The 10,313-nt window shown below is 74.5% G+C and carries 10 protein-coding genes and 1 pseudogene; 6 read left to right on the top strand and 5 right to left on the bottom strand.

The features are described 5' to 3' along the window. The 4 genes from AB3388_RS24410 to AB3388_RS24395 all read left to right on the top strand — a co-directional run bounded on the left by AB3388_RS24410 (window position 1) and on the right by AB3388_RS24395 (window position 3,752). Window positions 1-825 (top strand): cytochrome c biogenesis CcdA family protein, encoded by an 825-nt coding sequence (locus AB3388_RS24410; RefSeq protein ID WP_495407906.1) that lies wholly within the window; start codon window positions 1-3, stop codon window positions 823-825. Next, on the top strand, window positions 822-2,426 hold the full coding sequence (resB, locus tag AB3388_RS24405; protein ID WP_495407905.1) for a cytochrome c biogenesis protein ResB: 1,605 nt from the start codon (window positions 822-824) through the stop codon (window positions 2,424-2,426). The genes AB3388_RS24410 and resB overlap by 4 nt, the downstream gene beginning before the upstream one ends. Continuing rightward, window positions 2,423-3,409 carry a c-type cytochrome biogenesis protein CcsB gene (gene ccsB / locus AB3388_RS24400; protein ID WP_495407904.1) on the top strand — a complete coding sequence of 329 codons (987 nt, stop codon included), beginning with the start codon at window positions 2,423-2,425 and terminating at the stop codon, window positions 3,407-3,409. Before resB ends, ccsB begins: the two co-directional genes overlap by 4 nt. A gap of 70 nt (window positions 3,410-3,479) precedes the next feature. Next, on the top strand, window positions 3,480-3,752 hold the full coding sequence (locus AB3388_RS24395) for a hypothetical protein (RefSeq protein WP_495407903.1): 273 nt from the start codon (window positions 3,480-3,482) through the stop codon (window positions 3,750-3,752). On the opposite strand, the gene AB3388_RS24390 is transcribed toward AB3388_RS24395, so the two are convergent. Beyond that, a complete protein-coding gene (locus AB3388_RS24390; RefSeq protein ID WP_495407902.1) occupies window positions 3,753-3,974 on the bottom strand; it encodes a hypothetical protein in 222 nt (73 codons plus the stop codon). A 108-nt stretch (window positions 3,975-4,082) separates the two neighbouring features. On the opposite strand from AB3388_RS24390, the gene AB3388_RS24385 reads away from it, so the two are divergent. Next, window positions 4,083-4,511, top strand: a complete 429-nt coding sequence (locus AB3388_RS24385; protein ID WP_495407901.1) for an Lrp/AsnC family transcriptional regulator — start codon at window positions 4,083-4,085, stop codon at window positions 4,509-4,511. Then, complete coding sequence (locus AB3388_RS24380; protein WP_495407900.1) at window positions 4,504-4,830, top strand: DUF4229 domain-containing protein; 327 nt, start codon at window positions 4,504-4,506, stop codon at window positions 4,828-4,830. Before AB3388_RS24385 ends, AB3388_RS24380 begins: the two co-directional genes overlap by 8 nt. Window positions 4,831-4,908: 78 nt before the next feature. On the opposite strand, the pseudogene AB3388_RS24375 reads toward AB3388_RS24380, so the two are convergent. The 4 genes and pseudogenes from AB3388_RS24375 to menE form a co-directional block, all read right to left on the bottom strand. Next, a pseudogene (locus AB3388_RS24375) lies at window positions 4,909-5,433 on the bottom strand (DUF222 domain-containing protein); the annotation flags it as partial. Between the two features lie 313 nt (window positions 5,434-5,746). Continuing rightward, window positions 5,747-8,221: an aminotransferase class I/II-fold pyridoxal phosphate-dependent enzyme gene (locus tag AB3388_RS24370; protein ID WP_495407899.1), complete on the bottom strand. Its 2,475-nt coding sequence runs from the start codon at window positions 8,219-8,221 to the stop codon at window positions 5,747-5,749. 73 nt (window positions 8,222-8,294) lie between these two features. Further along, a complete protein-coding gene (locus AB3388_RS24365) occupies window positions 8,295-9,167 on the bottom strand; it encodes a 1,4-dihydroxy-2-naphthoate polyprenyltransferase (protein ID WP_495407897.1) in 873 nt (290 codons plus the stop codon). Continuing rightward, complete coding sequence (menE, locus tag AB3388_RS24360) at window positions 9,167-10,303, bottom strand: o-succinylbenzoate--CoA ligase (protein WP_495407896.1); 1,137 nt, start codon at window positions 10,301-10,303, stop codon at window positions 9,167-9,169. The genes AB3388_RS24365 and menE overlap by 1 nt, the downstream gene beginning before the upstream one ends. Window positions 10,304-10,313 lie beyond the last annotated feature (10 nt).

Raw genomic sequence — 10,313 nt, 5'->3', positions numbered from 1 at the left:
GTGGGGGAGACCTTCAGCGGCCTGGTCACCGACGGCCCCCTGCTCGTCGCCGCCGCGGTCGCGGCGCTCGTCGGGTTGGTCAGCTTCGCCTCGCCCTGCGTCCTGCCGCTCGTCCCCGGTTACCTCTCCTACGTCACCGGCCTGGTCGGCACGGGGTCGCGGACGACGGCGCCGGCTCCCGCGGGCGGTGCCGGGACGACGGCGACCGCGGTGCGCACCGGCACCGACGAGCGCTCCCCGCGCGGGCGCATGGTCGTCGGCGCGCTGCTGTTCGTGCTCGGCTTCACGCTGGTGTTCGTGGCGTTCGGCGCCGCGTTCGGCGGGCTCGGCCGGCTGCTGCTGGGGTGGTCCGACGTCCTCAACCGGATCTTCGGCGTCGTCACCATCGTCATGGGGCTGGCCTTCCTCGGCTGGCTGCCGTTCCTGCAGCGCACGGCGCGGCTCTCCGCCCGGCCGGTCGCGGGGCTGGCGGGGGCGCCGCTGCTGGGCGTCGTGTTCGGCCTCGGCTGGACGCCGTGCCTCGGGCCGACGCTGGCCGCGGTCAACTCGCTGGCCTACGCCGAGGCGACCGCCGGCCGCGGCGCGGTCCTCGGCGTCGCGTACTGCCTGGGGCTCGGTATCCCGTTCGTGCTGGTCGCGCTCGGGGCGCGCTGGGCGCTCGGCGCGACGTCGTTGCTGCGCCGGCACGCCCGCACGGTGACCCGGGTCGGCGGCGTCGTCCTGGTCGTCGTGGGGCTGCTGCTGGTGACCGGCCTGTGGACCGAGCTCATGCAGTGGCTGCGCGCCTGGATCGCGGCCAGCGGGTTCGGGGAGTCGTCGCTGTGACCGTTCTCGACCCGCCGCGGACCGCGCCGGTCCCGCCGTCCCCGCCGCCGGTGCACCGCCGGCTCACCGGCGCCCTGCTGCGCTGGTGGCGCCGGCTGACCGCGATGCGGACGGCGATCATCCTGCTGTTCCTGCTCGCGGTGGCCGCGATCCCAGGCTCGCTGCTGCCGCAGCGCTCGCTGTCGCAGAACGCCGTCTCGCAGTACTTCACGGACCACCCGACGCTCGCGCCGCTGCTGGACAAGCTGTTCCTGTTCGACGTCTTCAGCTCCCCGTGGTTCGCCGCGGTGTACCTGCTGCTGTTCGTCTCGCTGATCGGCTGCGTGCTGCCCCGGGCGGTCGAGCACGCCCGCTCGCTGCGCGCCGTGCCGCCGCCGGCGCCGCGGCACCTGCTGCGGCTGCCCGACTCGGCGAGCGTGCCGACGCCCCTTCCGAGCACCGGGGCGCTCGACGTCGTGGAGGAGGAACTGCGGGTCCGCCGGTTCCGTGTCGTGCGGCGGGACGGCGCGCACGGCCCGGAGCTGTCGGCCGAGAAGGGCCTGCTCAAGGAGACCGGGAACCTGCTGTTCCACCTCTCGCTCGTGGCGATGCTGCTCGGCCTGGCCGGCGGCAAGCTGTGGGGCTACGAGGGAAGCATCCTGGTCACCGAGGGCCAGGGCTTCTGCAACTCCTTCCAGCAGTACGACACCTACTCGGCGGGACCGCTGGTCGAGGGCAGCGACCTCACTCCGCTCTGCGTGGACCTGAAGAACTTCGAGGCCCGGTACGAGGAGGACCTCACCGCAGCCTCGTTCACCGCGGACATCTCCTACGGCGCCCCGGGCGAGGACGGCCGTGAGACGACGATCGGCGTCAACCACCCCCTGCGGGTGGACGGCGACCGCGTCTACGTGACCGGCCACGGGTTCAGCCCGACCTTCACCGTCACGCTGCCCGACGGGACGGCGTTCACCGACCTCTCCGTGCCGTTCCTGCCGTCGGAGACGGCGACGATGTCCAGCCAGGGCGCGCTGAAGCTGCCCGACCTGCCGGGGCAGGACGACCAGCTGGCGCTCGAGGGCTTCTTCGCGCCCACCGGCGTCGTCCAGGGCGGGATCCTCACCTCGATCGACCCGCGGCCGCTGGCGCCGCAGGTGGCCATCGTGGCCTACCGCGGCTACCTCGGCCTGGACTCGGGGCTGCCGCAGTCGGTGTACTCGCTCGACGCCACGCAGATCGACCGCGGCCGGCTGCAGCAGGTCGGCGAGGCGAACCTCGCGCCGGGGGAGTCGCTGACCCTCGATGACGGGACGACGATCACCTTCACCGGGGTGAAGGAGTTCGCGGCCCTGCAGCTCTCGCACGATCCCGGGCAGGTCTGGGTGCTCGTCGCGGCCGTCGCGATGCTCGCCGGGCTGCTCGGCATGCTGCTGGTCCGCCGCGAGCGCTTCTTCGCCCGGGTGGCCGCCGCCCCCGACGGCGGCGGTACCGTGCTGTCGCTGGCCTCGCTGACCCGGGGTGGCGGCGACTCGGGCCCGCGGTTCGCCGCGCTGACCGACGATCTGCGGGCGGCACTCGACGCCCGTGCACCAGCACCCGGACCGGAGGCATCCCGAGCGTGAGACCTGACCCGACGCTGGCCGCCCTGTCGGACACGTTCTTCACGATCACCGTGGCGCTGTACTCCCTCGCCGTCGTGGCGTTCTGCGCGCAGCTGGCGTTCGGACGGCGTCCGGCGCGATCGCGTGAGCTGGTGGGTGCGGGCGCGCCGGCGGGGTCCACGCCGGGCGGAACGGCGCCGGCCGCCGACGCCGCGGCCGAGCAGCCCGTCGGCCGGCGCTGGGGCGCCCTCGCCATGGTGCTCACCGGGCTCGGCGTCCTCACCCATGCCGCGATCCTGGTGACCCGCGGGCTGGCCGCCGAGCGGCTGCCCTGGGGCAACATGTACGAGTTCGCCACCGCGGTGGTGCTCGTCGCCGTCGTCGCCTACGTCGTGCTCGCGGTGCGGGCTCCGGCGCTGCGGCACATCGGGGTCTTCGTCACCGGCCCGGCCGTGCTGGCGATGGTGCTGATCGGGCTGTTCCTCTACGCGGAGACCGCGCCGCTCGTGGCCGCGCTGCGGTCCTACTGGCTGGCCATCCACGTGACGACGGCGATCCTCGGCTTCGGGATCTTCTTCGTCAGCGGCATCGCCAGCGTGCTGTACCTGCTGCGCTCACGGCAGGAGGCCAAGGTCGCGGCGGGAGAGGTGCCGGCCGGTCCGGGGCTGCGGATCGTCGAGCGGCTGCCGTCGGCCGCCGCACTCGACCGGGTCGCGCACCGCACCGCGGTCTTCGGGTTCCCGGTCTGGACGTTCGCCGTCATCGCGGGCGCGATCTGGGCGGAGAGCGCGTGGGGCCGGTTCTGGGGCTGGGACCCCAAGGAGACGTGGGCCTTCATCGCGTGGGTGGTCTACGCCGGGTACCTGCACGCCCGCACCACCGCGGGCTGGCGGGGCCGGGCGGCCGCGTGGGTCAACGTCGTCGGCCTGGCCGTGATGATCTTCAACCTGCTCTACGTGAACATGGTGTCGACCGGCCTGCACAGCTACGCCGGGCTGGACTGACCCCGCCCCGGGGAGGCGCGTCGGGCCGGGGATCGTGACGAAAGCCCGGACTGCGTGCTTCCATGCCCCCATGGGTAGGCACACCGCCGCGGACGGCACGTCCGTGCACCCCCTCGTCGCCGAGGGGCTGGCCCGCCGGAGTCCCGGGACGGCGTCGCACTCCACCGCCGAGGCCGAGCCACGGCGGGAGAGCGAGGTCGGATGGCCCGCGCCCCCGCACAGGGGCCGCAGCCTCGGCTGGCCCGGCGATCTGTCGGCCGACGGCGAGGCGGCACCCGAGGAGCCCGCCCCACCGGCCCGGCGCGGCTGGCGCCGGCTGTTCGGGACGAAGTCCGCGGCCTGATCAGACGGTCGGGCCTTCGCCCCTGCTGCGCCGGCGGTCGAGCTCGCGGAGGAAGTCCGGATCGTCGTCCGGTGCGAGGGGACGGCGCGGGCGCTGGGGAGGACGCATGCGGGGCGTCCGCGGCGCGGACACGCTGCCGCCGTTGCCTGCTGCGGACGCGGCACGCATGAGCAGCACCACAACGCCGACCGCGACCAGAAGAACCACCAGGAACACCGGCACCGGTACACCCCCCTCGTCGGCTCCCAGAGTACGTCCGCGTGAATACTCGGCGTCGGGCAGCAACCACCGCTGTTCCGCACCCGCAGGACGGAGACCGCCATCGACGCCGTGGACCGGCAGCTGATCGACCTGCTGCGCGCCAACGGCCGGGCCAGCTACGCAGAGCTCGCCCGTCAGGTCGGTCTGTCGTCCCCGGCCGTGCACGAGCGCGTCGGCAAGCTGGAGGCCGCCGGGGTCATCACCGGCTACCGGGCGCTCGTCGACCCCGCGGCCGTCGGCCTCGACGTCACCGCGCTGGTCGGTGTCATCGAGAGCGACTCGGTCGACGACACGGGCCTGGAGGAGGCGCTGCGCGCCCTGGACCAGGTCGAGGACTGCTGGCGGGTCGCCGGCAGCGAGGGCTACGTGCTCAAGGTGCGGGTTCCCGACATCCCGGCACTGGAGGCCACGATCAGCGCGTTGAACCGGATCCGGGGCGTCGCCCGCACCCGGACCACGGTGGTGTTGTCGACGAAGTGGGAGGGACGGCATGGCTGAGAGCGCGCCGACGACCCCGGCCGGCCCCGACGGCGGCCCTGCGACCCCGCCGCGGGTCGCGCCGTGGTTGCTGATCTACACGGTCGGCCGGCTGCTCATCGCCGTCGCCCTCGTGGCGCTGCTCTGGTTCGCCGGGCTGGGCAGCTACGCCGGCCTGCTCTTCGGTGTGCTCCTGTCCATGCCGGTGAGCTACCTGGCCCTGCGGCCGGTGCGTGAGCGGCTCACCGAGGCGATCGCCGCGCGCAGCGTCGCCCGGCGCGCGGCCAAGGAGGACCTGCGCGCCCGGCTGAGCGGCAGCGAGAGCGAGGAGCCGGGCTGACCGGCTGAGCCCAGCCGGTCGCCTGCCGCAGCCCAGGTGGATGTCGGCCAGCTGGACGAGGGCGTCGGCCTGCTGCTGGGGCCGGGTGCGCGCGTCGCCGGCGGGCCGGTGGGCCTGTAGCAGCGACTCGATCGCGGCCTGCAGCTTCTCGATGCCGACCGGGTCGAGGTGGAAGCGGCCGGTGCCCGAGCCGTCGGCGTGCTTGGCGAAGGTCAGGAACCGTTCCTCGGTGGGATCGGGTTCGGGGCCGTCGGCGTCGAGGCGGGCGAGCACCTGGTGCACCAGCTTCACCAGGTCCTCGTGCGGCTGGGTGGCGGCGAGGCGGGCCAGCACCGCGGCGACCTCGGTCAGGTCGATGCCCTGGGCGGCGGCCAGCGCGACCGGCCGCGGCCCGGTGATCTTGCCGACGGCATCGACCTGATCGGCGGTCAGCTCCCCCGCGGCGTGCGCGTCCTCCACCGCCGGCAGCTGTTCCAGCGCCCGCCCGGTGCGCACCACCTGCGAGGCGGCGGTGTTCAACAGCCGGCAGTGCCCGCGCAACCACGACTGCGCCGTGGCCATCCCGTCCCCGGCGAACGCCCGCTTGCTGTCCGCGACGCGCACGGTGCGGGCCAGCTCGGCGTCGATCCGGTTCCGCAGGGCGACCAGTGCCCGGGTGCGGTCGAGCAGCTGCGGGCCCGACAGGGCCTGCAGCGCATCCTCCGACGGCACCTCCACGACAGCTCCTCCGTACTCGAACGTCTGTACGAAGAATAGCCGTCAAGGAGCCGCCCCGCGACCCGAATCCCCAGGTCAACCGGTTGTCCACAGATCTGGAATCGCTCTTGACGACGGCGGTGGCCAGCACGCGGACGGCCTCGCCCGGCTCCAACGGCACGGGGTGGAGTCCGGGCGGGGCCGAGGATGAAGGCCGCCCCTACCGGGCGCCGACGGTCTCGCTCATCCGGGCCAGCACGTCGGCGTTGAAGGTGTCGGTGGCCTGCACATACGCCCATCGCTTCTGCGCCCGGGCGCCGAACCGCGCCTTCTGCAGGTCCGCGCTCATCCCGTAAAGCACCCGCGAGGTGCCGTGCCGCTGCGCGCTCCGCAGCGCCTGGAACAGCAGCTGCTGGTAGCTGTGGTGGGTCGGCACGAAGGCGTAGTCCAGCCCCACGAACAGCGGCGCGACGTGTCCGTCGTCCCCGGGGACGACGTGCTGGACGGCGAACGCGACCGGTCCGGCCGCCCGGTCGGGCAGGTGCAGGAGGACGACCTCCCAGGCCGGCGACTCCAGGACGGCATCGACGATCCGCCGCGGCAGCGGGAAGACGTTCAGGTCGTACGCACGCGCGTGAACAGAGCGGTACATCCGGTACAGCTCGTCCCGGGTGGACTCGGCGAGCGCCCGTGCTTCCGGACTGCCGCCCCGCAGCACCTCCACCCGGTAGGCGTCCTCCCACGCGAGCACCCGGGTTCGCTGGTGGTAGCGGTGCTTGCGGGTCAGCCCGGCCAGGAACCCCTCGTCGTCGGCGAAGTCGACCTCGCGCACCCAGGTGGGCAGGATCGGCAGCCGCAGCAGTCCCTCGCCGAGCAGGAAGGCGTGCAACTCGTCGTCCCCGTGCGGCAGGTCGCGCAGGACGACGGCGGCGGCGCCGGCGAGGTCCTCCTCCCGGCGGGCGGCCTGGAGGATCAGCCGCAGGCCGCCCTGCCAGTCGCGGCTGCGGTCCAGCCACAGGTGGTCGCCCTCGGTGAGCAGCGACCCCATGCCGATCATCGGCGAGGTCAGGTAGTAGCTGTCGGCGTTCTCCGACCGCCGCCGCTCCACCTCCTGGGAGATCGCCGCCGAGGAGAGCATGTCGTCCTTCCACAGCGCGGTCGTGAAGAACGTGGCCGCGACCGGCGCTCCTGACCGGTCCCGTGCGATCAGGTAGTGGAAGTCCCAGGCGTCCTCGGTCTGGCCTGCGCCGCCCGTGCCGCCGATGTCGAAGACCGACTCGTAGGTCCGCAGCGCGGCGGAGTCGAAGGCGCCGCGGCCGCCGAGGAGCCGGTCCCACTCGACCGTGTCGAGGTCGGCGATCGAGCGGTGGTGCTCCAGCCGGAGCGCCGGCTGCGGAACGGCGTCCGCCTCGGCACCGAGCACGTGCCGGCCGCGCAGCTGGCGGGCGAACGCGCGGTGCAGGTCGGCGACGGAGGCGCCCTCGTCGGAGATCGCGGCGGGCAGGTGCTCGGCCAGGGCGGCCACGATCCCGGCGACGTCGTCCACGGTGTGGTGGGCGGTGATGGTCAGCCTGGCGCCGCTGCGCTTGGCCGGGACGGCGGGGAACGACGCTGTGTTCACGTGGAAGCCCGCCGACCGCAGCCGCTCGACCAGCCGGTAGGCCACCGCTGACACCCCGGCGCCCACGCAGCGGATCGGCGTCTCGGACTCCGACACCACCGGCAGGCCGGCCTCGGCGGCGAGCGAGTTGAACAGCCGGATCCGGTCGAGCAGCAGCTCCTGGCGCTCGTCGATCTCCGGGGTCAGGTGCAGCCGCGCCGAGGCGAGGATCGCGCCCAGCATCGGCGGCTGGACCGGGCCGGAGAAGATCAGCGGCCCGCCGACGCGCAGCACCCGCCCCCGCGTCTCCTCGTCGGGGAAGGTGATCGCCCCGCCGGACGCGGCGAACGACTTGTTCAGCGACGCGGCGACGACGGTGCGCGCCAGCGTGGCCGGGGCGAGGTGCTCCAGCGCATGACCGCGGCCGTGCCGGCCGGTCCAGGAGACCGCGTGCGCGTCGTCGACGTAGAGCCACAGGTTCTCGTGCCGGGCGGCCAGCTCGTCGAGCTCGCGCGTGGGCATCAGATCGGCGTACATCGAGTACAGGCCGTCGGCGGCGTACCAGACCCGCCGGTGCGTGCGGCGGTAGCTCTCGAGCCGCTTCTCGAGGGTGCGCAGGTCGCCGTGCGGGATCAGCTCGACCCGGGCGCCGCCGGCCTGGACCAGCTTCGCGGCGGTCTGCACGGAGTTGTGCACCTGGTGGTCGAGCAGCAGGACGTCGCTGCTGCCGATCAGCGTCGGCATCGCCGCGATGTGCCCCATCGTGGTCGACGGCGTGACGATCGTGCCCCGCCCGAACAGCCGGGACAGCGTCTCCTCGACCTCCCGGTACAGCGGTGCCGAGGCGTAGACCCGGGAGGACGAGAACTGGGTGCCGAAGCGATCCACCGCCTCGTGCACGCCCGCCCGCAGCTCCGGATGCATCTCCAGCCCCAGGTACGAGCAGGAGCCGAAGTTCACCATCCGCCGGCCCTCGATCGTGACGTGCCGGCCGTCGAGCGCGCCGTCCTCCACGTCGTTGTGCAGCAGTCCCCGCCGCACGCCGTCCGACACGACCTCGTCGACCGCGTCCAGAACCTGTTCCGCAGTGGCCACGACAATCTCCCCCTCCGGCTGCCCTCCGACGTCCGTGCCAGCTGTGGGCAGCGAGAAGATCTTCCGCCGCGGATCAGCCGCTGAGGGCCAGTCCTGTGGCGAGCATCACCCCGCTGAGCAGGGTCAGCAGCCCCGTAGCCTGCAGCGCGGCGATCAGCGCCGGCCCCTGGCCGCCGCCCAGGACGGCCCGCGCCGGACGGACGGCGAGGGGTGCGGCCAGCAGGCCGAGCAGGGCCCATGGCCGCGCGACCCCGATGAGGACGACGACGGCGAAGGCGGCCACCAGCAGCCCGACGTAGCCAAGCCGCGTCGCTCGGTCACCGACGACGACCGCCAGCGTCCGCTTGCCGACGGCGGCGTCGCCGGCGATGTCCCTCAAATTGTTGACAACGAGGATGGCCACGATGAGCAGCCCGATCGGCACGGAGGCGGCGAACGCCAGCCCCTCCAGCGAGCGGGTCTGCACGAACGTCGTCCCGACGACGGCGACCAGGCCGAAGAACACGAAGACGAAGACCTCGCCGAGCGCGCGGTAGCCGTAGGGCAGCGGACCGCCGGTGTAGGTCCACGCGGCCGCGATGCAGACCGCCCCGACGGCCAGGAGCCACCAGCTCGACAGCGCGGCGAGGGCCAGCCCGGCGACGCCCGCGACGGCGAAGGCGAGCGCGGTGGCGAGCAGCACCTGCCGCGGCGTCGCCGCCCCCGAGCCGACCAGCCGCATCGGGCCCACCCGGTCGGCGTCGGTGCCGCGGATGCCGTCGGAGTAGTCGTTGGCGTAGTTCACCGCCACCTGCAGGGCCAGCGCGACCACGAGCGCGAGCAGGGCGGGGACGAGCCGGAAGCCGTCCAGCGCCGCGGCGGCGCCGGTGCCGACGAGCACCGGGGCCACGGCGGCGGGCAGGGTGCGCGGGCGGGCGCCGGCCAGCCACTGGGCGGGAGTCGCCATCACGCGCCGATCGCCATCGCGACGGCACGCCGGTCGGGCTTGCCGGTGTGCAGGGTCGGCACGGTGGCGATCACGTGCAGTTCGCGGGGCGCGGCGGGCCCGCCCAACCGGTCGGCGACCCACGGCCGCAGCGCGGCCAGCGACGGCTCGGCGCCCGGCGCCGGGACGACGGCGGCGACCACCCGCTGCCCCCACTCGTCGTCCGGCCGGCCGAACACCACCGCGTCGCGGACGTCGGCGTGCTCGCGCAGCGCTGCCTCCACCGCCTGCGGCGCGACGTTGACGCCGCCGGTGATCACCACGTCGTCCAGCCGGCCGTGCACGGTGAGCCGGCCGGCCTCGAGGGTGCCCGCGTCGCGGGTGCGGAACCAGCCGCCGGCGAACGCCTCGGCCGTGGCTGCCGGGTCCAGCCGGTAGCCCAGCGCGAGCGTCGGCCCGGCCACCTCGATCCCGCCCTCGGCCACCCGCACGCGGACGCCGTCCAGCGGGACGCCGTCGTAGACGCAGCCGCCGGCGGTCTCGGTCATGCCGTAGGTGGTCACGACCGCGACGCCCGCGGCGCGCGCCCGCGCGAGCAGGGCCGCGTCGGTGGCCGCGCCACCGGCCAGGACGGCGTCGAACGCCGCCAGCGCCCCCGGCTCCTCGTCGAGGTGGCGGCGCAGCTGGGTGGGCACCAGCGCGGTGTAGCGCCGCCCCGCGGGCATGCGCTCCAGCGCGGCGGCCAGCGTCTCGCCGTCGCCGAGCACGGTCGGACGGCGCCCCGCGACGACACCGCGGCAGAGCACCTGCAGGCCGGCGATCGCCGAGGCAGGCAGCGCGAGCAGCCAGGACCCGGGCCCGCCGAGCCGGTCGAGCGTCGCCTCGGCCGAGGCGGTGAGCGCCGCCGCGGACAGCAGCACGCCGCGGCCGTCCCCGGTGGAGCCGGACGTCACGACGGCCAGGTCGGCGCCGTCCTCCAGCGGTTCCTCCGGGCGGAGCACCGCGCGCGCGGCCTCGACGGCGGCCAGCGGACCGGCGGGGAGGACGGCGAGCGGTGCGTCGCCGGCCAGGCAGGCGCGCACGGCGGGCTCGACCGACGTCCGGATCGCGTCCTCGGAGCGGCCGGGCGCGGGGACGAGGGTGAGCTGCCGGGCCACGAACGGCAAC

Source organism: Geodermatophilus sp. SMS 5-13 (assembly GCF_059428245.1).
Note: the sequence above shows the minus strand (reverse complement) of the source record. Positions and strands in the feature narration are given on the sequence as shown.

Excerpts from the sequence above, each read along its gene's own strand:
- AB3388_RS24395 (WP_495407903.1), top strand. The coding sequence starts at position 3,480 with ATGGGTAGGCACACCGCCGCGGACGGCACGTCCGTGCACCCCCTCGTC.
- AB3388_RS24380 (WP_495407900.1), top strand. The coding sequence starts at position 4,504 with ATGGCTGAGAGCGCGCCGACGACCCCGGCCGGCCCCGACGGCGGCCCT.
- AB3388_RS24365 (WP_495407897.1), bottom strand. The coding sequence starts at position 9,167 with ATGGCGACTCCCGCCCAGTGGCTGGCCGGCGCCCGCCCGCGCACCCTG.